The organism is Amycolatopsis sp. DSM 110486 (genome assembly GCF_019468465.1).
Classification (GTDB): Bacteria; Actinomycetota; Actinomycetes; order Mycobacteriales; family Pseudonocardiaceae; genus Amycolatopsis.
The window spans coordinates 2,781,302-2,803,724 of the sequence record NZ_CP080519.1 but is presented as its reverse complement, the minus strand read 5'-3'; the positions used below and the strand labels follow the sequence as shown (position 1 = coordinate 2,803,724).

At 69.0% G+C, this 22,423-nt stretch carries 20 protein-coding genes; 13 read left to right on the top strand and 7 right to left on the bottom strand.

Features of this window, described 5'->3' with window-relative positions; translation table 11 throughout:
• Window positions 1-741, top strand: a complete 741-nt coding sequence (locus K1T34_RS13700) for a GAF and ANTAR domain-containing protein (protein WP_220244644.1) — start codon at window positions 1-3, stop codon at window positions 739-741.
• A 253-nt stretch (window positions 742-994) separates the two neighbouring features.
• Here the strand turns inward: K1T34_RS13700 and K1T34_RS13695 are convergent, their stop codons facing one another.
• From K1T34_RS13695 to K1T34_RS13685, 3 genes are all read right to left on the bottom strand, one after another.
• Window positions 995-1,579, bottom strand: a complete 585-nt coding sequence (locus tag K1T34_RS13695) for a sigma-70 family RNA polymerase sigma factor (RefSeq protein ID WP_220244643.1) — start codon at window positions 1,577-1,579, stop codon at window positions 995-997.
• 184 nt (window positions 1,580-1,763) lie between these two features.
• Window positions 1,764-2,174 carry an SDR family NAD(P)-dependent oxidoreductase gene (locus tag K1T34_RS13690; protein ID WP_220244642.1) on the bottom strand — a complete coding sequence of 137 codons (411 nt, stop codon included), beginning with the start codon at window positions 2,172-2,174 and terminating at the stop codon, window positions 1,764-1,766.
• Window positions 2,114-2,749 (bottom strand): SDR family NAD(P)-dependent oxidoreductase, encoded by a 636-nt coding sequence (locus K1T34_RS13685; RefSeq protein ID WP_220244641.1) that lies wholly within the window; start codon window positions 2,747-2,749, stop codon window positions 2,114-2,116. The genes K1T34_RS13690 and K1T34_RS13685 overlap by 61 nt, the downstream gene beginning before the upstream one ends.
• 306 nt (window positions 2,750-3,055) lie before the next feature.
• Here K1T34_RS13685 and K1T34_RS13680 point away from each other — a divergent pair, with 306 nt between their 5' ends.
• The 5 genes from K1T34_RS13680 to K1T34_RS13660 all read left to right on the top strand — a co-directional run bounded on the left by K1T34_RS13680 (window position 3,056) and on the right by K1T34_RS13660 (window position 9,688).
• Window positions 3,056-4,696: a protease pro-enzyme activation domain-containing protein gene (locus tag K1T34_RS13680; RefSeq protein WP_220244640.1), complete on the top strand. Its 1,641-nt coding sequence runs from the start codon at window positions 3,056-3,058 to the stop codon at window positions 4,694-4,696.
• Between the two features lie 132 nt (window positions 4,697-4,828).
• Complete coding sequence (locus tag K1T34_RS13675; protein WP_220244639.1) at window positions 4,829-5,689, top strand: helix-turn-helix transcriptional regulator; 861 nt, start codon at window positions 4,829-4,831, stop codon at window positions 5,687-5,689.
• Between the two features lie 200 nt (window positions 5,690-5,889).
• On the top strand, window positions 5,890-6,807 hold the full coding sequence (locus K1T34_RS13670) for an SAM-dependent methyltransferase (protein WP_220244638.1): 918 nt from the start codon (window positions 5,890-5,892) through the stop codon (window positions 6,805-6,807).
• A 35-nt stretch (window positions 6,808-6,842) separates the two neighbouring features.
• Window positions 6,843-8,426, top strand: coding sequence for a benzoylformate decarboxylase (mdlC, locus tag K1T34_RS13665; RefSeq protein ID WP_220244637.1), 1,584 nt, complete (start codon window positions 6,843-6,845; stop codon window positions 8,424-8,426).
• Between the two features lie 44 nt (window positions 8,427-8,470).
• A complete protein-coding gene (locus K1T34_RS13660) occupies window positions 8,471-9,688 on the top strand; it encodes an acyl-CoA dehydrogenase family protein (RefSeq protein WP_220244636.1) in 1,218 nt (405 codons plus the stop codon).
• 51 nt (window positions 9,689-9,739) lie between these two features.
• Here K1T34_RS13660 and K1T34_RS13655 read toward each other — a convergent pair whose 3' ends face one another.
• The 4 genes from K1T34_RS13655 to K1T34_RS13640 are packed head-to-tail and all read right to left on the bottom strand — an operon-like array spanning window position 9,740 to window position 13,175.
• Complete coding sequence (locus K1T34_RS13655; RefSeq protein WP_220244635.1) at window positions 9,740-10,597, bottom strand: ABC transporter ATP-binding protein; 858 nt, start codon at window positions 10,595-10,597, stop codon at window positions 9,740-9,742.
• A gap of 22 nt (window positions 10,598-10,619) precedes the next feature.
• Window positions 10,620-11,447: an ABC transporter permease gene (locus K1T34_RS13650; protein ID WP_220244634.1), complete on the bottom strand. Its 828-nt coding sequence runs from the start codon at window positions 11,445-11,447 to the stop codon at window positions 10,620-10,622.
• Window positions 11,444-12,211, bottom strand: a complete 768-nt coding sequence (locus K1T34_RS13645) for an ABC transporter permease (protein ID WP_220244633.1) — start codon at window positions 12,209-12,211, stop codon at window positions 11,444-11,446. The genes K1T34_RS13650 and K1T34_RS13645 overlap by 4 nt, the downstream gene beginning before the upstream one ends.
• A gap of 1 nt (window position 12,212) precedes the next feature.
• Window positions 12,213-13,175 (bottom strand): ABC transporter substrate-binding protein, encoded by a 963-nt coding sequence (locus tag K1T34_RS13640; RefSeq protein ID WP_220247187.1) that lies wholly within the window; start codon window positions 13,173-13,175, stop codon window positions 12,213-12,215.
• Window positions 13,176-13,882: 707 nt separating this feature from the next.
• Between K1T34_RS13640 and K1T34_RS13635 the strand changes: the two genes are divergently transcribed.
• The 7 genes from K1T34_RS13635 to K1T34_RS13605 all read left to right on the top strand — a co-directional run bounded on the left by K1T34_RS13635 (window position 13,883) and on the right by K1T34_RS13605 (window position 22,400).
• Window positions 13,883-17,017 (top strand): nitrate- and nitrite sensing domain-containing protein, encoded by a 3,135-nt coding sequence (locus K1T34_RS13635; protein WP_220244632.1) that lies wholly within the window; start codon window positions 13,883-13,885, stop codon window positions 17,015-17,017.
• Entirely contained in the window at window positions 17,014-17,490 is a 477-nt protein-coding gene (locus K1T34_RS13630) for a roadblock/LC7 domain-containing protein (protein ID WP_370643691.1), read from the top strand. Before K1T34_RS13635 ends, K1T34_RS13630 begins: the two co-directional genes overlap by 4 nt.
• 27 nt (window positions 17,491-17,517) lie before the next feature.
• Entirely contained in the window at window positions 17,518-18,282 is a 765-nt protein-coding gene (locus K1T34_RS13625) for a DUF742 domain-containing protein (protein ID WP_220244631.1), read from the top strand.
• Entirely contained in the window at window positions 18,263-18,871 is a 609-nt protein-coding gene (locus tag K1T34_RS13620) for an ATP/GTP-binding protein (RefSeq protein ID WP_220244630.1), read from the top strand. Before K1T34_RS13625 ends, K1T34_RS13620 begins: the two co-directional genes overlap by 20 nt.
• Before the next feature lie 393 nt (window positions 18,872-19,264).
• Window positions 19,265-19,690 carry a roadblock/LC7 domain-containing protein gene (locus K1T34_RS13615; RefSeq protein ID WP_220244629.1) on the top strand — a complete coding sequence of 142 codons (426 nt, stop codon included), beginning with the start codon at window positions 19,265-19,267 and terminating at the stop codon, window positions 19,688-19,690.
• A 3-nt stretch (window positions 19,691-19,693) separates the two neighbouring features.
• Window positions 19,694-21,412 (top strand): DUF742 domain-containing protein, encoded by a 1,719-nt coding sequence (locus K1T34_RS53285; RefSeq protein WP_255638492.1) that lies wholly within the window; start codon window positions 19,694-19,696, stop codon window positions 21,410-21,412.
• Window positions 21,413-21,455: 43 nt separating this feature from the next.
• Entirely contained in the window at window positions 21,456-22,400 is a 945-nt protein-coding gene (locus K1T34_RS13605; RefSeq protein WP_220244628.1) for a methylenetetrahydrofolate reductase, read from the top strand.
• The last annotated feature ends 23 nt before the right edge of the window (window positions 22,401-22,423 follow it).

Below are 22,423 nucleotides of genomic sequence, written 5' to 3'. Positions count from 1 at the left end.
ATGGTTCGGGTGGCTGACGGGCAGCTGGTGGACACGTTCGTGGAACTGGCGGACACGCTCACCGACGACTTCGACGTGATCGATTTCCTCCACCTCCTCGCTGCCCGCAGCGTCGCGTTGCTGCCGGTGGACGCCGCCGGCATCCTGCTGGCCGGCCCGAGCGGCGGGCTGCAGCTCGTGGCCAGCTCCGACGAGCACGTACGCCTGCTGGAGCTCTTCCAGCTGCAACGCGACGAGGGCCCCTGCCTCGACGCGTTCCGCACACACACCCCCGTGAGCGCGCCCGACCTCGCGCTCGACGACGCCGGCTGGCCCGCCTTCGCCGCGGCCGCGGTCGGCCACGGTTTCCACTCGGTGCACGCGCTGCCGATGCGGCTGCGCTCCGAGGTGATCGGCGCGCTCAACCTCTTCTCAGCCCGCCCCGGCGAGCTTTCGAGGGAGAACCTGCAGGTCGCGCGCGCCATGGTCGACGTCGCGACGATCGGCCTGCTGCAGGCCCGCTCGATCCAGCAGCACGAGGTGCTCGTCGAGCAGCTGCAGACCGCGTTGAGCAGCCGGGTCGTGATCGAGCAGGCGAAAGGTTTCATCGCGGAACGGCTGAACGTGGAGATGGACGAGGCGTTCACGGTGTTGCGGCGGTTTGCGCGGGGCAACAGCCGGAAGCTGAGTTTGGTGGCGGCCGATGTGGTGAACCGGTCGGAGACCGTGCGGGAGCTGTTCCTGAACCCGCCGACGCGCTGAAACGTTTCGACCGGTCGGTGGAGTGCACAGCGGTGTTTCGGCGCTAACGTCGGTTGCTTCGCCCTGGACCTCGGCGGAAATCGGTTCCGGTCCGGCAGGTGCAGGAGGCGCGCCATGGGCGTGCGTATTCAGTTCGGCGTGCTCTCGAGGAATCGGCGAGGGGTTTCCTCGATCGCGGCGCACCCGCTCGTGCTGGGTGTGCGGCTGATCCGAAGGCTCTCGCATCGCCGGGCCGGGAGCCCGCATTGACGCGTCAGTCGTCCTTCTTCGTCGGCTCCGGGCCGTTGTGGATCAAACGGCGCAGCTTCGTGAGCGCGCGGTGCTGGCTCACGCGCACGGCCACGGCGCTCGGAAATCCCAGCGCCGCGGCCGTTTCCTCGGCCGAGTAGCCGAGGACGACCCGCAGCGTCAGCAATTCACGCTGCTCCGGCGCCAGATGCCCCAGCAGCTCCTCGATCTGCAGCCGCGAGTCGGTCTGGGCGAACTCGTCGGGGCCGGGGCGGTCCTCGTCGCCGGCGTCGGCATACGGGTCGGCGCGGTTGCGGGAACGGCGGCGGAACTCGTCGACGACCTTGTTCCTCGCGATGCCGAACACGAACGGCAGGAAGCTGTCCGTCTCGTACCGATAGCGCGGGAGCTCCACGAGCACCGCGATCAGCACTTCCTGCGCACAGTCCTCGGCGTTGCCGGCCAGGCCGAGCCGGCCGCGGCAGTAGCGGAGCACGAAGGGACGCAAGAACTCCACGAGCTCGGCCACGGCGGCGCGATCGCCCGCCACGGCAGCCGCGACGAGCCGGCTGTCCGGGCGCGGCGACGGCGCGCGGTCGTCGGTGGCCATTCACATCGTTCCCAGGTCGGGCGGGCCGCCGGACCGAGGTGGCGCGGCGGGGAGAGCACGCTCGACAGCCAGGGGCCGGGGACGCTTCGCGAGCCTCCGACAGCCTGCTCCGAGGGGCCGGGATTGTCCATCGGAAAGACCCGACGCCGCGCGGAGCGTTCGTTGAGGACTGGCGGAAACCGCGTCAGTGCACCAGGGCCGCGCCCCAGCCGCCGTCGACGCTCAGCACCTGGCCGGTCACGAACGAGCTCGCCGGACTCGCGAAGAACAGGATGGCCTCCGCGATGTCCTCCGGCTCCCCGAGCCGCGACAACGCGTACTGCGCCGTCAGCATCGCCTGCAGCTCCGGGTTGGCGAAGACCGCGGCGGACATGTCCGAGCGCGTCACCGCGGGGCGCACGGCGTTGACCCGCACCCCCTTCGGACCCCACTCCGCGGCGAGCGCGCGGGTCAGGCTGTCGACGGCGCCCTTCGTCACGGCGTAGAGCGTCTGCCCGGCGATGGCGCGGTCGCTGCCGATCGCCGACGAGATGTTCACGATGCTGCCGCCACCGTGCTCGGCCATGTGCGCGGCCGCGCGGCCGGCGAGCAGCATCGGCGCGCGGCTGTTGAGCCGCCACAGCTCGTCGGCTTCGGTGACCTCGTCGGCGGGGTGAAGTTCTCGGCGCCCTCGTTGTTGACCAGCACGTCGAGGCGGCCGACGTGGCCGATCGTGGTCTCGAACACGCGCTTGGCCTCGCCCGGCGCGGTCAGATCGGCCGCGATGACCTCGGCGCCGCCGGGGAGGCTGTCGGCGACCTTGCGCAGCGATTCGGCCGACCGGCCGGTGAGCACCACGCGGGCGCCGGCGCGGGCCAGCAGCTCGGCGGTGGTCGACCACCAGATCCGGCCGAGCTCACGGGCGAACGCGGCGTCGCCGCTGCCGTCGTCGACCTCGATGTGCCGGGCGATGGCCGCGCCACCGCCCCAGACGATCACCCGGCTGGCGGCGACCGCGGCCACGTCTTCGCCGGTGGCGCCGCGGCGCTGCTGCTCCTCCACGGTCCGCAGCACGGCCTCGTCGAACTCCTCGAGGTCCGCGGAGTGGAACCCGCGGATGGTCCGGTCGTACCCGGCCACTTCGCGCAACGCCGCCAGCACCTTCGCGTTCGCCCGGCGGATGGTCAGCACCTCGGCGAAGAACCGCGTGTACCGCTCGGCCCCGTCATGCGCAGTGTTCAGACAGTCCGTATACCCGAACGGACTACGAACATGTGTTCGATCGAGAACTACCCCAAAGCCGTCTTAAGGTGTATTACGGAAACCGGCACAGTTTCAGGACGGCCGCGGCGAAAACCTGCCGAAATTGCTCTCGTGAAACATAAACGGACTGTGAAAAGCTCAGCCAAAAGTAGGTTCCTCGGCGGCTTATGCTCCTTCCCAGGTCGAGGCACGGAGTGTTTCGGTCAGGTCCCCCACCGTTTGAGAGGAATTGCCATGCGCTTGCGCAAGCTCGTCGCCGCAGCGGTCCCGCTGCCGGCGTTGCTGTGCCTTTCACTGGCCGGCGTGGCCCACGCCGATCCCTTGATCACCATGAGTGCCAACACCGCGCCGCTCACCTCGAGCGCCCGCAGTGGCGATGTAGACGCTGGCCAGCAGATCAACGCCGCCCTGTCGCTCAAGCTGCACAACCAGCAGGCCCTCCAGCAGTTCCTCTCCGACGTCCAGAACCCGGCCTCGCCGCAGTACCACCACTTCCTCACTCCGGAGCAATTCAATACGGCATTCGGCCCAACGCAGGCTGACGTCGCGAAGGCTGTTTCATTCCTGAAACAAAACGGCGCGAAGGGGATCGAGGTTTCCGGTAACCGGCAGGCGATCACGTTCACCGGTTCGGCCGCACAGCTGGAATCCACATTCCACACCCGCCTCGGCAATTACACCGACACCACCAACGGCCGCAAGTTCTTCGCCAACGACTCCGCCCCCGCGCTGCCCGCCTCCGTTTCCTCGGTGGTGCAGGCCGTGGTCGGCCTCGACAACCACGCCGTGAAGGAGCACTCGGCCACCACCGCCGCTCCGAAGGTCGTGAAGGCCGTGACGCCGAGCATCCTGAAGACCGCGTACTCCACCAGCGGCCTCTCGGCCACGGGCTCGGGCGTGAACGTCGGCTTCGTCGAGTTCGACGGCTACCGCAAGTCCGACATCACCAGCTACGACTCGAAGTACGGCCTGTCCGGCGGCACTGTCACCACCGTCCCGGTGAGCGGCGCCAACTACGACTCGAGCCCGGGCGACGGCGAGGTCGAGGTCGACCTGGACATCGAGGTCGTGCACGCGCTCGCTTCGAAGGTGAGCTCGTTCGTCTACGAGGCCCCGAACTCCAACGCCGGCGAGCTGGCGATGTACCAGAAGATCGCCTCCGACGCGCGGGTCAACGTCGTTTCCATCTCGTGGGGCTCGTGCGAGTCGGCCGAGGGTTCGTCGGCCGCCAACAGCGTGAACAACGCGATCGCCTCCGGCACCGCGGAGGGCATCAGCTACTTCGCCGCCGCCGGTGACGACGGCACCACCGACTGCGCCCGCCAGACCGGCAGCCTTTCGAAGGCCGTCGACTTCCCGGCGTCCAGCCCCAACGTCACCGGCGTCGGCGGCACCCAGCTCACCGTGACTTCCGCCAACGCCTACAGCAGCGAGAAGGCCTGGAACGACGGCGCCTCGGCCGGCGCCGGCGGCGGCGGCATCTCGACGCTGTTCAACGCGCCGTCCTGGCAGTCGCAGCAGAGCACCACGAAGCGCAAGGTCCCCGACGTCGCCGGCGACGCCGCTTCGGGCTCCGCGTACACCATCGTCAGCGAGGGCAGCAGCGGCAACGTCTGGGGCACCTCCGGCGCGGCCCCGCTGTGGGCCGCCTTCACCGCCCTGCAGAACCAGGTCCACGGCGGCTCCCTCGGCAACCTGAACCCGACCTTCTACAGCATCGGCGACGGTTCCTCGTACTCCACGGGCTTCCACGACGTGACCACGGGCAACAACACCTTCAACGGCACCACCGGTTTCACGGCCGGCACGGGTTATGACCAGGTGACTGGTTGGGGCTCGTTCAAGGGCACGGGGCTTTCGGGTCTGATCGGCTGAGTTTTTCCTTCTTTTCGTTGCGGCGGGGCCCTTTCCTTCGGGGGAGGGCCCCGCTTCGATGTTTGCGGCGGGGTACAGCAGGCCCGAAAGGAGGTCTCGAAAGTTGCCACGTTCTGCTGGCACAATTCGCGAATGCCGACATTGATCGCGACGCCTCGGGCGCGTGCGCTGGGCTTTTCGTTGAAGGCGGCCCGCGAGGAACGTCGTATGGGCCTGCGCGAGCTGGCCAGGCTGGTTCACCTCTCGGCGGGTCACCTGCACAACTGGGAAGTGGGGATTCGTGTCCCCAAAGAGTCCGAAGTCGGGGCTCTGGCGGGATGCCTGCGCCTGACAGTGGAAGAACGCGAGCGCCTGGTGCTGATGGCACGCCACGCTCGCGAGCCGAACTGGCTGGAGAATGTGGTTCCCGGTGCGCCGCCCTTGGCCGTGACCTACGCGGAGTACGAACGGACCGCCACCGCTATCTTCAACTGGCAGCTGAACCTGGTTCCGGGACTGCTCCAGACCGGCGAGTATGCGCGGGTGATCCTCGACAACCGCCGGATCTCCCGGGATGAGCTGGATGTCCGGATCCTGACCCGAGTCGCTCGTCGTGAGCTGCTGCGCGGCCCGGTGGAGTTCACCGCGCTCATCGGCGCCAGCGCGCTGTACAACGAGGTCGGCGGCAAGGCGACCATGATCGGGCAGCTGCGGCACTTGATCGAGATGGCCTCGCGGCGCAACGTCACGCTTCGCATCGTGCCGGAGCGCGTTGGGTACCACCGTGGCTTGCTCGGTTGCTTCGTGATCCTCGACTTCGAGAATCTGCCGGCGATCGTGCACGCGGAGCAGCTTGGCGGCGGAACGTATTCGTCGGAGGTGGCTGAGGTTGCGGCTCACCGGGAGGTTGCCAAAACGTTGCTGTCGTTGGCTCTCGACGAAGCGGCGAGCATCCGGCTCGTCGAGAAGGTGCTCGCCGAACTGACTGCGGAGCTGCCGACCGCCGAGCTGTGACTTGCTCCGGGCCGGTTATCCACAGCGACTCGGAGTTGTGGACAACTCGGGCCCTCATCGGCTTGCGGCCCGGTTTTGTCGGGGGTGGCCGATAGGATGGACATGGGCGCGCCCTAGGGAGGGCGGGGGTTTGTGTCGGCGGGTGGCTGCCCCCGGTGCAAGAGAAGGCTTGTGAGTTCCCGAAAAGACAAAGGCGGCGCATGACTTCCACCCGGCAAGACGGAGACACCTGGGACCTCGCGTCCAGCGTGGGCGCGACGGCGACCATGGCCGCGGCGGCGAGGGCGATCGCGACGCGAGAGGACGGCGCGCTGTTCGCGGATCCGTTCGCCGAGCCGCTCGTGCGGGCGGTGGGCATCGACCTGCTGACGAGGCTGGCGAGTGGCGAAGAGCCGCCGGGGGACCTGGTCGGGCGGGTGGCGATCGATGTCGCCAAGGTGCGCGGGAAGTTCTACGACGATTTCTTCCGAGAAGCAACCAAAGCGGGCATCAAGCAAGCCGTGATCCTGGCCTCGGGCCTGGATTCCCGCGCCTACCGGCTGCCGTGGCCGAAAGAGACGGTCGTCTACGAGCTCGACCAGCCCGACGTCATCGAGTTCAAGACCCGCGCCCTGGGTGAACTCGGCGCGGAGCCGGCCGCGGAGCGTCGCGCCGTCGGGATTGATCTGCGTGAGGATTGGCCCGCCGCGCTGAGGGCCAACGGGTTCGACGTGGCCGAAAAGACCGCGTGGAGTGCCGAAGGCCTGCTGGGGTACCTGCCGCCGGAGGCGCAGGATCGGCTGCTGGACACCATCACCGAGCTCAGCGCGCCGGGTAGCCGCGTGGCGACGGAGAGCAGGCCCAACCCGAAGCCGGGCGACGAGGAGAAGACCAAGGCCGGCCTGAACCAGATCGCGCAACGCTGGCGTGAGCAGGGGTTCGACACGGACATGGCGAAAGTCCGCTACTACGGTGAGCGCAACGAAGCCGCGCCCTACCTCGCCGGCCTCGGCTGGGAGCTGACGGGCGCCACGATCGCGGAACTCTTGTCCGCCAACGGCCTGCCCCTGGACGACGACTCGCTGCGCCTGAGCGACGTGCGCTACGTGAGCGGCACCAATGTTCACTCGGGTGGGTGAGACAACCCGCCGGGAGCCGGGATAACCTCCGGATCATGCGCACGATTCGCGACGCCACGCGGGAACTGCTCCGGAACCTCGGCCTGACCACGGTGTTCGGCAACCCCGGCACCACGGAGATCGCGTTCCTGACCGAGTGGCCCGACGACTTCACCTACGTCCTCGGGCTGCAGGAGTCGGCCGTCGTGGCGATGGCGGACGGGTACGCGCAGGCGACGCGCAAGCCGGTGCTCGTGAACCTGCACTCGGCCGGTGGCGTGGGCCATTCGCTGGGCCACGTGTTCACCGCCTTCCGCGACCGGGCGCCGCTGATCGTGCTGGCAGGGCAGCAGACTCGTTCGCTGCTGCCGGACGAGCCGTTCCTGGGGGCCGTCGAGGCGGCGAACTTCCCGAAGCCCTACGTGAAGTGGAGCATCGAGCCGGCGCGGGCGCAGGACGTGCCGGCGGCGATCGCGCACGCGTACTACATCGCGACGCAGGCACCGCAGGGTCCGGTGTTCGTCTCCGTGCCTGTGGACGACTGGGACGCCGAGGCGACCATGCCGCTGCCCGTCGGCAGGAGGACACAGAGCTTCGCGCCCGATCCCGCGGCGCTCCAGGAGCTCGCGAAAGCCCTGGACCACGCAGAAAACCCGGCGCTCGTCGTCGGTGCCAGTGTGGACGGGGACGGCGCCGTGCCGGACGTGGTCGCGCTCGCCGAGAAGCTCAAGGCCGGGGTCTGGGCCGCGCCGATGTCGTCGCGGTGCTCGTTCCCCGAGGACCACGCGCTGTTCCTCGGCTTCCTGCAGCCCGAGCGCAAGGCGGTGGCCGAGGCGCTGCGCGAGCACGACGTCGTGGTGGTGCTGGGCGCGCCCGCCTTCACCTACCACGTGTACCGCGGCGAGCCGGAGGAGCCGCTGCCGCCGCTGTACCTCGTGAGTGACGACGAGCAGATCCTGGCCCGCGCGGGCAACGGCACCGGCATCCGCTCCACGCCGAAGCTCGCCATCCAGGCGCTCGCCCAAGAAGTCACCGCGAAGAGCCGCGAAATCCCAGCCCCACCGGCAAAGCCTGCCAAGCCCGCCGAAACCACACCGATCTCGCCGGACTTCGCGTACGCCACCGTCGCGGATCTGTTGCCGGACAACGCGATCGTCGTCGAGGAGACGCCGAGCCACCGCAACTGCCTCCACGACCACCTGCCGATCACCTCCACCGACACGGGGTTCCTCACCGTCGCGAGCGGGACACTCGGTTACGGCCTCCCGGCGGCCGTCGGTGCGGCGCTGGGGCGGCCCGATCGCAAGGTCGTCGCGATCCTCGGCGACGGCTCCAGCATGTACTGCGTGCAGGCACTGTGGACGGCCGCGCGCGAGAACGTGCCGGTCACCTTCGTGGTGCTGGACAACGCGCAGTACGCGGCCGTGCGGATCCTCGGCGAGTCGGCCGGTGGCAAGAAGGTGCCGGGCACCGAGCTCGGCGGCATCGACTTCGCGCAGCTAGCGCAGAGCATGGGTGTGCCGGCGCGGACCGTGGAGAAAGGCGCCGACCTGCGTGACGCGCTGGCGGAAGCCCTCGCCGAAAACGGTCCCGCGCTCGTGCACGTCAAGGTGGACCCGAATCCGCAGAAACTGTATTGATCTTCGCGATTGACCCGACCGGGTGACGCTGTTTGGATGACCGGGTGCAGCCTCTACTGACTCCCGGACAGCAGGAACTCGTCGCACAGGCCGGCAAGCTCGCCGACGTCTTCGCCGAGCGCGCCAGCCTGCACGACCGCGAGAACTCCTTCCCCCACGAGAACTACGACGACCTGCGGGAAGCGGGTTTCCTGCGCCTGTCCGTGCCGGAGGAGCTGGGCGGCTTCGGCGCGGGCCTGCCGGAGATCCTGCCCGTGCTGGAGCGCCTGGCGATGGGCGACGGCGCCACCGCGCTGGCGTTCACGATGCACCTCTCGCCGCTGGGGCAGTGGGCGAGCGTCTGGCGGCGCACGCAGTCGCCGCGCCTGGCCGAGCTGCTCACGAAAGCGGCTGAGGGCGAGCTGATCTGGGCGTCGGTCACCAGCGAAACCGGCCTGCGCAACGACATGACGGACTCGAACACCGAGGCCGTCCGCGTCGAAGGCGGGTTCGAGCTCACGGGCCGCAAGAGCTTCGCCACCAACACCGCCGTGGCCACGCACTGTTCCACCACTGCGCGCTACGAAGACGCCGACGGCGGCCCACGGCTGCTGCTGTGCCAGATCGCCCTCGACCAGCCCGGGGTCCGGATCCACCAGACCTGGGACACCATGGGCATGCGCGGCACGCAGAGCAACGACGTCGAGCTCACCAAGGTGTTCGTCGAGGACAGCGCCGTCGTCCACTCGCTGCCGGTGAAGCACCTCGACGCGCGGGTGCTGGAAACCGTGTGGTCGTGGGCGATGCCGGCGTTCTCGGCCGTCTACACGGGAGTCGCGGCGGGTGCGCTCGACTGGACCGTGCGCTCGCTTCAGAAGCGCGGCAAGACGGGCGATCCGGTGCTGCAGGACGTGATCGGCGAGTGCCAGATCCTCCTCGACAGCTCGCGGGCGCTCATCCGCGGCCACGCCGAAGACGTGATGTCGCGGCGCCTCTTCACCGGCGACGTGCAGGACGGAGTCGCCCGCTGCGCGGTCGTGAAGTACGTGGCGGCCAACAACGCCGTGCAGGTGATGCAGCGCCTCGTCGACGTGCTGGGCGGCATGTCGTACACGAAGAAGCTGCCGTTCGAGCGGATGTGGCGCGACGTGCAGGCGAGCACGTTCATGCCGATGGGCAACCTCGCCACGCGCAAGCTGGTGGGCGCCAACGTGCTCGGCGTGCGGACGCTGCCGGAGATCGGCCCCGACGAGACCGGCCCGGACTCGCGAGCGAAGGCCTGAGACGCCAGAACGGGGCACCCGGCATGGGTGCCCCGTTCAGCAAGAACATCCTCAGCTCTTGGCTTCGGCCTTCACCGCGGCCTCTTCGGCGACCTCGGACTCCACCAGCTCACGCTCGGCTTCGCCCGCCACCGCCGCCGAAGCCGGCCCGTGCAGCAACCGAGCCACCTCGCCGCGCAGCGTCACGAACTCGGGGGATTCCCGCGTCGTGATCTGGTCCCGCTCCGCCGGCAGGTCCACGGGCAGGTCGGCGACGATCGACGCCGGGGACTTCGACAGCACGAGCACCCGGTCGCCCAGGTACACGCTCTCGTCGATGTCGTGCGTCACCAGCAGCACCGTGGTGCCCTGCTCGCGCTGCACCCGCCGCAGCAGGTCCTCCAGCTCGAAGCGCGTCTGCGCGTCGACGGAGGCGAACGGCTCGTCCATGATCAGCAGCGCCGGCCGCGAAGCCAGCGCCCGCGCGATCGACACGCGCTGCTGCATACCGCCCGAAAGCTGCCACGGGAACTTCGCCCCGACCCCGGCCAGCCCGACGGCCTCGAGCGCCGAAGCGGCCCGCTTGCGCCGTTCGGCCTTGTCGAGTTTGGTCCAGCGCAAAGGGAATTCGACGTTCTTCCCCACCGTCAGCCACGGGAACAGCGAGCGGCTGTAGTCCTGGAACACCACGGCGAGGTCGTCCGGCACGCCGGTGACCAGGTCGCCGTGCAGGCTCACGGTGCCCGACGACGGCGGCAGCAGGCCCGCGATCGCGCGCAGCAGCGTCGACTTGCCGCACCCCGAAGGGCCGACGATGCACGCCAGCTGGCCCGCCTCGACGGTGAACGACAGCTCGTTCACGGCGACGTGCGCCTTGTCGCCCGTGCCGTAGCGGTGGCTGAGGTCGGAGACCTCGAGCATGGTCGACATTCTGACTACCTTCCGGAAAGTTCTAGTGACGGCCGGGCTGCCACTTGAGCACCCGGCGCTCGACGGCGAGCAGGGCCGCGTTGAACCCGTAACCCAGGATGCCCAGCAGCACGATCCACGCCCACATCTGGTCGAAGTCGTACGCGCGCTGGGCGGCGATCAGCGCGTAGCCGATGCCGTTGAGCGAGCCGACGAGCTCCGAGATCGCCATGAGGATCAGCGAAATCGACAGCGAGAGCCGCAGACCCGCGAAGATCTTCGGCATCGCGGCCGGCAGCACGACCGTGGTGATCCAGTAGAACCGCGGCGTGCGGAACGCCCGCGCGGTCTCCACCTTCACCTTGTCGACCGAGCGCACGCCGTCCACCGTGTTCATCACGATCGGCCACACGGAACCGAAGATGATCGTGGCGATCTGCATCCCCGGTCCGATGTGGAACAACACGATGAACACCGGCACCAGCGCCGGCGGCGGGATCGCGCGGAAGAACGCGAACAGCGGGCCCACGTAGTCCATGCCGGTCTTCGAGCGCCCGAGCGCTGTTCCCAGTGCGACACCCAGCACCACCGAGAGCAGCCAGCCGCCGAGCACCCGCGCGAGGCTGGGCAGGATGTGGTCGAACACCGCCTGGCCGAGGAAAACGTGCGAGGCCGGGCCGGAGAACCACAGCTTCACCGCCGCCGCGACGATCTTGGTGGGCGGCGGGAAGAACACGCTTTCCGTGAACTGCGTGATGACCTGCCAGATCACCACGAGCACCACGAACAGCAGCCACTTGCGCGCGAAGCCGCTCAGGCCGCGGCTCACGCGGCCGCGCGCGGCGGCTACCGGTTTGCCGACGACGGTCACGCGACGTCCCCTTCGTCGTTGCTGCTCCAGCGGAACAGCCGCTTGCCCAGCCGCTCGAGCCCTTCGTTGGCGAGGTATCCCAGCACCCCGGCCACGACGGTGCCCGCGAGCACCAGGTCCATCCGCCCGGAGCCGGACGACGCCTCGAGCACGAACTGCCCGATGCCCAGCTTCGCGCCGGCGAGGAACTCCGTGCTGATCACCAGGATCAGCGAGATCGCCGCCGACATCCGGATGCCGGTGAACACGAACGGCGCCGCGTGCGGCAGCGCCACCGAGGTCAGCAGCCGCGACTTCGGCGTGCCGTAGGAGCGCGCGGTCTCGATGAGCACCGGGTCGATCTCGGCCATCGCGTAGATCGTGTTGAACAGGATCGGCCACACGGCCGCGTAGACCGCGAGCGTGATCTTCGCTTCGGGCCCGCCGCCGACCACGATGAGGATCAGCGGGATCCAGGCCACCGAAGGGATCGGCCGGAGGAACTCGACGATGGCCTTGGTCGCGTCGCGCAGCCAGCGCACGCTGCCGAGCACCAGCCCGGCCGGCACCGCGATCACGATGGAGATGGCCATCGCGATCAGCCACGCGAGCACGGACGCGATCACGTCACGCACGAACTCGGCGTCGCCGAACAGCTCGCCGATGCGCGCGAACACGATCGTGGGCGGCGGCACGTCGTTCTGGTCGATCAGGCCGGCCCGCACGACGACCTCCCAGATCAGGAGGAAGCCGAGCAGGCCGACCAGGTTCCGAACGAGTCGCACGTCAGGAAGCGCTCGGCTGTGCCACGATCATCTGCGCGACGTCGATCTTGGCCGGGATCGACCCGAACTGCTGCAGCAGGTCCGGCACGCGCTGCAGACGACGGGCGTCCAGAGTGGACTGGAAGGTGAGCAGTGCGGTGAGCGAGGCGGTGGCCTCGTCGACCTTCGAGAACTGCACCATCAGCGGCTCGATCTTCGAGCGGTCCGCGGATTCCTTGGTGGCGCGCAGCATCGCCCGCTGGAACGCCGCCACGGTCTTCGGGCTCGACGAGGTGAACTTGCCCAGCGAGCCGTAGCCCGCGGTCGGGAAGTCCTGCGTGGCACCGGTCGCGGTGTCGATGATCGGCACCGTGCCGTTGGTCTTCGCCGACCCTGTGATGAACGGCTCGGTGAGGAAGCCCGCGTCCACGTCGCCGCGCTTCACGGCCGCGCCGATGCTCGGGAACGGCAGGGAAACCCACTGCACCTTGGAGAAGTCCACGCCGTTGTCGCGCATCACGGACTTGGTCAGGGTGTCGCAAATGGTGTTCTGCGCGGTGATGGCGATCTTCTTGCCCGCCAGGTCGCGCACGCTCTTCACCGAACCGTTGGGCATGGCCACGATCTCGGTGCTCTTCGGGCCGGCGGAGGAGGCGTCGGACACGAACTTGATGTCCGCGTTGCCCTTGCTCTTCGCGATGAAGAACGGCGTGTAGCTCGCGTACGCGATGTCGACCTCTCCGGACATCAGCTTCGTCACGGAGGCGTCACCGCTGGCGGCGTCGACGGACTCGACCTCGAGGCCTTCGTCCTTGAAGTAGCCGTTCTGCACGGCGAGGTGGAACGGCGCGACGTCGATCGTCGGCATGATCGAGACCTTGATCTTCGTCTTCTCGAGCCCCGACGCGCCGTTGGTGCTGCCCGAGTCGTCCGAACCCCCGAGCAGGCCGCAGCCGCTCGCGGTCAGTGCGACGCCGCTCGCCATGGCGAGGGAGAGGAAGCCACGGCGCCCGAGTCTTGCCTGGCTGCTCCCGGCTGTTTCAAACAATGCCACTCCTTGGAGAATGAGGTCACATGGGTGTTGACCGTGCTGGGTTTGGTGGGTGTGGCTCATTGTCCGGAGTCACGCGGCTACTGTAGAGAAGCGCCGCATCCATCACAATGGGTGTTCATCAACGGTCCGACAGTGGCGTGAATCACTCGATCAGGGGATCGAGGTGGTCGAGTTGAAGATCATCCGGCACGTCGGAGCCAACTACGAATCGGCTTGATCCGCTACTTGGGTGTTCTGGATCGGCTGTCAAGAGGGTTACAAATCACCGAGTCGTTCGCTACCCTCTGCTCCGGCAGTGTGAGGTGTGGACCACCGATGTAGTGAGAGTCAGCCTCGCTGAGAGGCACTCTGCGCAGGCCGGCACTCGTCGGCGGACTGGTGGCTTAGGCCTATTGGACCAGTGATCGACCAGTGCGGGGACCGAACGCCATGCAAGTACTGAACCGATTCCGCGTCCAGGGCGGCGCGAAACCGCACCTGGAAGTGGATCTTTTCCCCCGAAAGGGTGTAATGGCCCAGGCCCACCGGGCCGCTGAGGTGCCGGGCGGCCTGCCGGGAGCGTGCGGGTAGTGGTCGCGGGCACGACAGGCTTCAACTCACAGGGTCCCTCGGGCCCCGACGAAGATGGTGGTGCGGCGGTGCCGAACGAAGACACCGCGGGGGTGGGAGGGGCCCCTGCGCGCGAAGGTGGGGCGAATCCCGCACGACGGGGTTCGGTCTTCGCGCTGAACAACTGGCGGCTTCGCTCGAAGCTCGCCCTGATCCTGATCATCCCGACGCTCACCGCGCTGGTGCTCGGCGCGTTGCGGGTGGCGGACGACGCGCAGCAGGCCGTGCAGCTCGGCCACACCGCGGACCAGGTCGCGTTCGCGGGCAAGGTGACCGCGGTCATCCACGACCTGCAGGGCGAGCGCAGCCTCGCCGTCGCGCGGATCTCCTCCGGCGACGCGCTGCGCCAGACCGGGCTCGACGCGCAGATCGCGAAGGTCGACCACGACGTCGAGGACCTGCGCAACTCGTTGGTCAACTTGAATCCAGATGACCAGGCCACCGCTGATCGGTACGCCCGCGGAATCCAGCGCCTCGACGCGCTGCGCCCGCTGCGCGCGGCCGTGGGCTCCTCGTCCTACTCGGACGTCGCGGTGCTGGACACCTATTCCTCCATCCTCAACTCGCTGATCCAGCTGGGCCGCGAGGTGACCACCGCGGTCACCGACCGGGACCTGCTGCGCCTGGGCAACAGCACCCAGGCCATCAGCGAGGCCAAGGAGTTCACGCTCCGCGGCGACACGGCCCTGGAGATCGCGGCCTTCCGCAACGGCTTCCCCGGCGACCTCCTCGACGAGACGCGCGCCGCCGAAGCCAGTGGCGACGCGTCGATCGCGGCGTTCCTCGCGAACGCCACCGACGACCAGGTGCAGCTGTACTCCGACACCGTCTCGGGCCCGGAGGTCGACGACCGGCGCCGCATCCAGACGCAGGCGTTCTCCTTCGCGCAGCAAGGCGAAGCGCTCAACATCGACCCGACGCAGCTCGGGCAGGACAGCACCGTCGCCTCCGACAAGATGCGCGCGGTCGAGACGAACCTGCTCACGCAGCTGCGCACCCAAGCCGACGACCTGGCCAGCTCGGCCGTGCGCTCGGCGTGGGTCGGTGGTGTGATCGTGCTCGCGGCGCTCATCGCGGCGCTGATCCTCATGCTCGTGATCGCCCGCCTGATGCTGCGGCCGCTGCGCGTGCTGCGGACCACGGCGCTCGACGTGGCCTACACGAGGCTGCCGGAGACGGTTCAGTCCATTCTGGACGATCCGGATCCGGTCAACGCCTCCAAGAAGGCCGTCGACCCGGTTCCGGTCACCTCACGCGACGAGATCGGCGAAGTGGCGCGCTCGTTCGACGTGGTCCACGGCCAGGCCGTGAAGATGGCCGCCGAACAGGCCCTGCTGCGCGAGAACGTCAACGGCATCTTCGTGAACCTCTCGCGGCGGTCGCAGCGGCTGGTGGAACGCCAGCTCGGCGTGATCGACCGGCTCGAGGCCGACGAGCAGGACCCGGACCACTTGGCGAGCCTGTTCGAGCTCGACCACCTCGCCACCCGGTTGCGGCGCAACGGTGAGTCGCTGCTGGTGCTCTCGGGCGCCGGTCTCGCGAAGTCCGTGCCCAAGCCGGTGCCGGCGGCCGACGTGATCGGCGCCGCGGTGTCGGAGATCGAGCAGTACGCCCGCATCGAGGTCGGCATCGTCCCCGAGGTCGCCGTGCAGGGCCTCGCGATCCACGACCTCGTGCACGTGCTCGCCGAACTGCTCGACAACGCGACCTACTTCTCCGAACCGGAGACGAAGGTCACAGTGCGGGCTGTGGTGACTCGCAAGAAGGCCCTGGCCATCCAGATCACCGACCACGGTGTCGGCATGACGGAGGACCGCCTCGCGGAGGTCAACCAGCGCCTGGCCGACCCGCCGGACCTCGACGTGTCGGTGACGCGGCGAATGGGTCTGTACGTGGTCGCGCGCCTGGCCCAGCGCCACGGCATCGAGGTGCGGCTACGCGAGAACGAGGACATCGAGGGCGGCGTGATCGCCCGCGTGGTGGTGCCGGCCGAGCTGCTCACGCAGGTGCGCGTGGCCAACCCCATGCCGCGCCACACGCCGCCGCCGCTGAACCGCAACGAGGTCTCGCACCCGAGCCTGCCGCCGGGCAACCGGCAGCAGTTCGACCAGTTCGACTCGCAGTTCGACTCGACGCCACCGCCCCCTTCGGCACCGCCCGCGGCTCCGCCCGCACCGGCCGTGCCGGCGCAGTCCAATGGTGGCCTCGTGCCGCTCGACCAGCCGATCAGCCTCGACGACCTCGTGGCCGGAAACCGCGCTGCCGGGCCGTTCCTGAGCCCGGAGGCGTCGCTGCCCGAGGTGCCGGCGTGGCCGACGGCGGAGGATCTCGCCCCGCTCACCCAGCAGCCCAACGGGGATGGTGCGAGCCTGGCGGAGACCCAGTTCCCGCCGCTGGTGCTCCCGAAGCGCGAACCGAAGTACGTCGCGCCGGAGGAGCCGCAGCGGCAGGAGCCGGCCGTGGACGACGGCGCGTCGGCCCTTGAGGACGACGTGCCCACGCGGCGCCTGCCGATCTACCAGTCGGTGCTTTCGCGGTGGTTCAGCGAGGGCAGCGACGACAGTGAACCCGGTGCGGCCGACGAGCTCGGCGCCCCGGCAGCCGAAGCGGCTCCGGCCGAGGCTCCGGTCGAACCGGAAGCCGCCGGGGCCCGCGAGGCCGCAGCGGCCAACGGGTTCTCGGCTGCCTCGGTGGCGGCTGACGAGCCGGCCGGGATCGGCGGCGCCTTCGACAGCCGTGAGGAGGAGCCGATCGAAGCAACGCCTCTCTACCCCGGTTCCGACGACGGCTGGAGCAGCGCGTCGGACGAGGGCTGGCAGGCCGCGCAGTCGCTGCTGGAGAAGAAGGCCGAGGAGATCACGCCGGCGGGCCTGCCCAAGCGGGTGCCCAACGCGTACCTCGTGCCGGGCTCGATCGGCGGTGACTCCGCACCGGATGACCAGCACAATTCGTTCACCGACGCGACTTCCGGTCTGCCCGGAACGGGTGCTATCACCCGCTCGGCCGCCGCGGCCCGCAACAGGATGGCAAGCTTCCAGCGTGGGTACACCTCCGGACGGCACAGTTTGAAGGAACGGCCGGCCGACGAAGCCCGGCTCGACGACGAAGGCGTACGAGTCACCGGGTCCGGGTATGTGAGCGACAGCAGTGAGGAGCGACAGTGACACGGGCGGGTGCAGTGCAGCCGGGGGGCGGCTCGGCGCAGCCGAACGGCAGGGCCGGCGGCGGCGTGGCGGGCAGCTTCGCGTGGCTGATCACGGACTTCGTCCACCGGGTTCCGGGCGCGGCCCACGCGGTGGTCGTTTCGGCCGACGGGCTCCTGCTCGCGGCTTCGCGAGGGCTGCCGAAGGACCGGGCCGACCAGCTGGCGGCGGTCGCCTCCGGGCTGACCAGCCTGGCGCGCGGCGCGGCGAAGGTGTTCGAAGGCGGCCCGGTCGCGCAGACCGTGGTCGAGATGGCCAACGGCTTCCTCTTCCTGATGTCGGTCTCCGACGGCTCGTGCCTCGCGGTGCTGGGCGCGCCGGACAGCGACATCGGTCTCGTCGTATACGAGATGACGTTGCTGGTCGAACGAGTCGGCCAGCAGCTGACGCCGGAAATGCGCGCGCAACTGCAGGGCGCTGCGATCCGCCGCTAGGCGGATCGGGAACTTCAGGAGCAGACCGTGGACGACGGGCGCTTGAGGGGCGATGGCCGGCTCGGTGACGATTTCACCGGCGGTTGGGCCGAGCGGGACGAAGGCCGGGAGGACTGGAAGTCCTTCCGGGACCGAGTGGACCGCGAGTGGCGCGCCCGGCGCGCCACGGGATCCGACGCGGATCCGGTGCGGGAGCCGCCGAACTGGCTGACGGACTCCAATGCCGGGCAGCAGCCGATCACCGGCGAGTACCGCGACCGCCTCCTGGGCGGTCCGGGCGCCGAGCTGTTCGGCGGCGCGAGCGGGCCGCTGTACGACTCCGCGGAGTTCGCGGCGTTCAGCGCGCAGCGCGACGGCTCGCCGGGACCGTCGTCCAACGAGCTCGCCGAAGCCCTGCCGCAGCAGGCCGCGGGCGAGTACGTGGACGAACCTCCGGCGGCCGAGGTGGAGACGTCCGGGCTCGTGCGCCCGTACTTCCGCACGCGCGGCCGGACGAGGCCGACCTACGACCTCGCGATCGAGGCCCTGGTCTCGACCAGCGAGCAGGGGCGCGTGCTGGACCGCGTGCGCGTGCCCGAGCACCGGTCCATCTGCGATCTGTGCATCGACACCCGCTCGGTCGCGGAGGTGGCGGCGCTTCTGCGCCTGCCGCTCGGCGTCGTGCGGGTGCTCATTGGTGACGTGGCGGGTCTCGGACTGGTGCTGGTGCACACCACCAGCAGCACTTCCTCGGGCGACCGCCCCAGTATCGAGTTCATGGAAAGGGTGCTCAGTGGGCTTCGGAGAATTTGACTCCGACGCGAACACACCGCAGGTGACAGGTCCGACCTCGTCGGCCAAGATCGTGGTCGCGGGTGGGTTCGGTTCGGGCAAGACGACAATGGTCGGGGCGATTTCGGAGATCGACCCGCTGACCACCGAGGCCATGATGACCGAGGCGAGTGTCGGCCACGACGACACTTCGGCCACGCCGAACAAGACGACCACCACGGTCGCCATGGACTTCGGCCGGATCTCGCTCGACTCGGACCTCGTGCTGTACGTGTTCGGCACGCCGGGCCAGCACCGGTTCTGGTTCATGTGGGACGACCTCGCCGTCGGTGCGATCGGGGCCGTGGTGCTGGTGGACACGCGGCGGCTCGCCGACGCGTTCCCGTCCATCGACTTCTTCGAGAACCGGAAACTGCCGTACGTGGTCGCGATCAACTGCTTCGACCGGTTGCTGCACCACCAGATCGAAGACGTCCGGCACGCGCTGACGATCTCCCCGTCGGTGCCGATCATGGCCTGCGACGCGCGCGAGCGTGACTCCGCCAAGCAGGTGCTGATCTCGGTCGTGCAGCACGCCATCGCTCACGACACGGCACTGAGGGCAGGCTAGAACCCCAGTACCCGAAACCGGGTGCGGCCGTTGGAGTGAACTCCACGTGCTTCACCCGCTTCGGGGAGTGGTGCCTCCGACCGGGGTAGGGCTCCCCGCCCGCTCTTCGGTACGGTCGGGGCCGGCGAGGCCCGAACGGGCAGCCGAACGGCCGGTGACCTGCGCAGACACCCCGCTGCGCACAGTTGCCGGCGCCACCACCGAGTGACCCACGTATGCGTGATCCCGTATGGGTTCGCGCGATGCGCGTGCGTATGGGTACGCACAGTGCACGGGTGCTCGCCCGACGCGGGCTCGACAGTGTCGGGCGGGTGAATACGCTGGAACGGCGTCTTCACGCCCGCCCGGCGATCATGGCGGTGTTCGGCGGTGTTCGACCAGTTTGGAGGGACAGTGACCGTTTCCGGCCAGGAAGGCCAGGGCACGTTCAGCTGGCTGATCACGGATTTCGTGCGCCGGGTGGCCGGCGCCGCCCACGCCGTGCTGGTGTCGGCCGACGGTCTCCTGCTCGCGCCGTCGGAAGGTCTGCCGCAGGAGCGCGCCGAGCAGCTCTCGGCCGTCGCGTCGGGCCTCGTGAGCCTGACGCAGGGCGCCGCGCGGTGTTTCGAGGCCGGTGGTGTGAACCAGACCGTGGTCGAGATGGAGCTCGGGTACCTGTTCCTGATGTCGGTGTCCGATGGGTCGTCGCTGGCCGTGCTGGCCGCCCCCACGTGCGACATCGGCACGGTCGCGTACGAGATGACGCTGCTCGTGGAGCGCGTCGGCCAGCAGCTCACGCCCGAACTGCGCGCCCAGCTCCAGGGCGGGGTGCGTGGTTAGTACATGAGGATCTCCGGCTTCGGCGAACAGGACACGGGCGCTTGGGACGCGCTGCACAAGGGCACCGACCGTGAAGGCGTGGACTCGCCGAGCCATTTCGAGCTGAGCACGCTGAAGACGATGCTGCCGCACCGGCGGCCCGCTGCTTCTGCTGTCCCGCCGCCTGCTCCTGTTCGTCCGGTTGCTCCTGTTCGTCCGGTTGCTCCTGTTCGTCCGCCTGCTCCTGTTCGTCCGGTTGCTCCTGTTCCTGCTGCTCCTTCGTCTTCTGAGCACTACGACGATGACGGGTACGAGTGGGTCGAGGACGGGGAGTCGGGGTACTGGGAGGAGACCGGGACTTCCTCGGGGTACTACGACGCCGAGTCGTACTTGACGCACGAGGACCGTCAGGTTCCGGAGGACTCGGCTTATTACCAGGCTCCGGAGCGGCGGCATTTGGCTGCGGTGGAGGAGCCTGCGGGTGGGGCCGGGTATGAGCAGGATGCTGCTCATGCGTCGGGGTACCAGCGTGTTCCGGAGTCCGCTGGCTACCAGCAGGCGCCTGCTACGGATGCCGCGTACGCCTCGGGTTATTACCAGACTCCGGTTGCTGACGACTACGCGTCGGGGTACCGGCAGGCTCCCGCTTCGGATGCTTACGCCTCGGGGTACCACCAGACTTCCGCTTCGGATGCTTACGCCTCGGGGTATCAGCAGGCTCCCGCCTCGGATCCTTACGCCTCGGGACACCGGCAGGTTGAGCCGTACCCCTCCGGCTATCACCAGGCTCCCGCTTCGGATCCTCACGCCTCCGGGTATCAGCAGGCTCAGCCGTACCCCTCCGGCTACCACCAGCTTCCTGCTTCCGATGCCGGTTATCCGACGGACTACAACCGTTCTGCCGCACCGGCGTCGTATCCCGCCGAGCACCACCAGACGTCTGCCACCGAGTATTCCTCGGGCTATTTCGAAGCGCCCGCCTCCGAGTCGACCGGCCGCCACGCCGTCGTGGCGCCTTCGCACTCGGACCTGCGCGGCCGCCGCGCCGCCGTCGACACCGCCGACCGCGACCGGCCCTACCGCCCCACCCCGGCCGACGTCGGCTACCTCCCGCCTGCCGACGCCCAGCACCGCCTCGCCGAACCCCCGGAGCGCACCACCGGCCGCCGCCGCGCGCCCGAAACCGTTGTGCCGCAGCATGATTCGTACCCGGCTGAGCCGTACTCGCCTGACTCGTACCCGGCTGAGCAGGAATCGCCCGAGCGTGCCGCGCACCAGTCCGAGGCTGAGCAGTACGCGCCTGAACCCGTTGCGGCACACCAGGATCAGTACGCGGCCGAGCCCTACTCACCTGAGTCCGAGCAGACGTGGTCTCGCGAAGACGTGCCCCCGGTGGCAAAACCGGCCAAATCCCGCGTCCGCCCCTACGCCCGCACCCGCGGCCGCACCCGCTCCGACCACAACCTCGCCCTCGAAGCCCTCGTCTCCACCAGCGACGACGGCCGCCGCTACCGGGGCGTGCGCTCCATCGAGCACCGCCGCATCTGCGACCTCTGCCTGGACACCCGCTCGGTCGCCGAGATCGCCGCCCACCTCCACCTGCCCCTCGGCGTGGTGAAAATCCTGGTCGGCGACATGGCCGACATCGGCCTGGTCCTCATCCACCAAACCGAACTCGTCCTGGGCGACCGCTCCTCGCGCGATTTCATGGAGCGTGTCCTGCGGGGCCTGCGCAACCTCTGACGGGGGAGCGCCGTCCGACGGATGAAGCTGCTAGCTTCCGCGCATGGTGGACCACAGCGACAGCGCCGCTCTCCGGACGCTGGTGACCGAAGCCGGCAGTGAGATCCTGCTGTTCGGCATCACGCCGCCCCGTCTGAGTACCGATCCCGAGCGGATCCGGGAGATCACCGCGGCGACGTTGGCGCGGTTGGACTCCCTCGAGGTCGACGGTCTGGCGCTGTACGACATCGACGACGAGAGCGACCGCAACCCGGCGGAGCGGCCGTTCCCCTACCTGCCGACCCTTGATCCCGCCGTGTACCACGCGGAATACCTCGGCGAGTGGCACCGGCCGGCGGTCGTCTACCGCTGCGTGGGCAAGTACACCGAGGCGCACCTGCGGACCTGGTTGCAGACAGCCGACTCTGACCGCGTGCTCACTGTGTTCGTCGGCGCGTCTTCGAGGGACAAGGAGGTGCGGACCCGCCTGTCCCAGGCTCAGGCGCTGCGCCGGGACGCCCGCCCGGACCTGCTGCTCGGCGGCGTCGCCATCACCGAACGCCCCGACGAGCACCGGCGACTGATCACCAAGCAGCAGGCGGGCTGCGCGTACTTCATTTCGCAGGTGATCTACAGCTCCGACGCGGCGAAGAGCATGGTCTCCGACTACTACTACGCCTGCCGCGAGCAGCAGCTGGAACCGAAGCCCGTCGTGTTCACACTCTCGGTGTGCGGCTCGGTGAAGACGCTGGCCTTCCTCAAGTGGCTTGGCGTCCACGTCCCACGCTGGCTGGAAAACTCCCTGCGTCATGCCGATGACACACTGGCCGAGTCCTACCAGCACTGCCTGACGACCGCCCGCGACCTGACCGCCTTCTGCCGCAAACTCGGTCTGCCCTTCGGCTTCCTGGTGGAAAGCGTGTCCATCCGCAAGGCCGAGATCGAGGCATCGGTCGCCCTCGCCGGCGAACTGAGCCGACTGCTCGGACGGGGCAGACCATCCGCGTGAGGCAGGGCGGCGCAACCTCTGAG

What these genes read in the sequence shown, in the direction of transcription:
- K1T34_RS13700 (WP_220244644.1), top strand. Translation starts at nt 1, where the DNA reads ATGGTTCGGGTGGCTGACGGGCAGCTGGTGGACACGTTCGTGGAACTG.
- K1T34_RS13695 (WP_220244643.1), bottom strand. Translation starts at nt 1,579, where the DNA reads ATGGCCACCGACGACCGCGCGCCGTCGCCGCGCCCGGACAGCCGGCTC.
- K1T34_RS13690 (WP_220244642.1), bottom strand. Translation starts at nt 2,174, where the DNA reads ATGCTGCTCGCCGGCCGCGCGGCCGCGCACATGGCCGAGCACGGTGGC.
- K1T34_RS13680 (WP_220244640.1), top strand. Translation starts at nt 3,056, where the DNA reads ATGCGCTTGCGCAAGCTCGTCGCCGCAGCGGTCCCGCTGCCGGCGTTG.
- K1T34_RS13675 (WP_220244639.1), top strand. Translation starts at nt 4,829, where the DNA reads ATGCCGACATTGATCGCGACGCCTCGGGCGCGTGCGCTGGGCTTTTCG.
- K1T34_RS13670 (WP_220244638.1), top strand. Translation starts at nt 5,890, where the DNA reads ATGACTTCCACCCGGCAAGACGGAGACACCTGGGACCTCGCGTCCAGC.
- mdlC (WP_220244637.1), top strand. Translation starts at nt 6,843, where the DNA reads ATGCGCACGATTCGCGACGCCACGCGGGAACTGCTCCGGAACCTCGGC.
- K1T34_RS13655 (WP_220244635.1), bottom strand. Translation starts at nt 10,597, where the DNA reads ATGTCGACCATGCTCGAGGTCTCCGACCTCAGCCACCGCTACGGCACG.
- K1T34_RS13640 (WP_220247187.1), bottom strand. Translation starts at nt 13,175, where the DNA reads ATGGCGAGCGGCGTCGCACTGACCGCGAGCGGCTGCGGCCTGCTCGGG.
- K1T34_RS53285 (WP_255638492.1), top strand. Translation starts at nt 19,694, where the DNA reads ATGAGGATCTCCGGCTTCGGCGAACAGGACACGGGCGCTTGGGACGCG.
- K1T34_RS13605 (WP_220244628.1), top strand. Translation starts at nt 21,456, where the DNA reads ATGGTGGACCACAGCGACAGCGCCGCTCTCCGGACGCTGGTGACCGAA.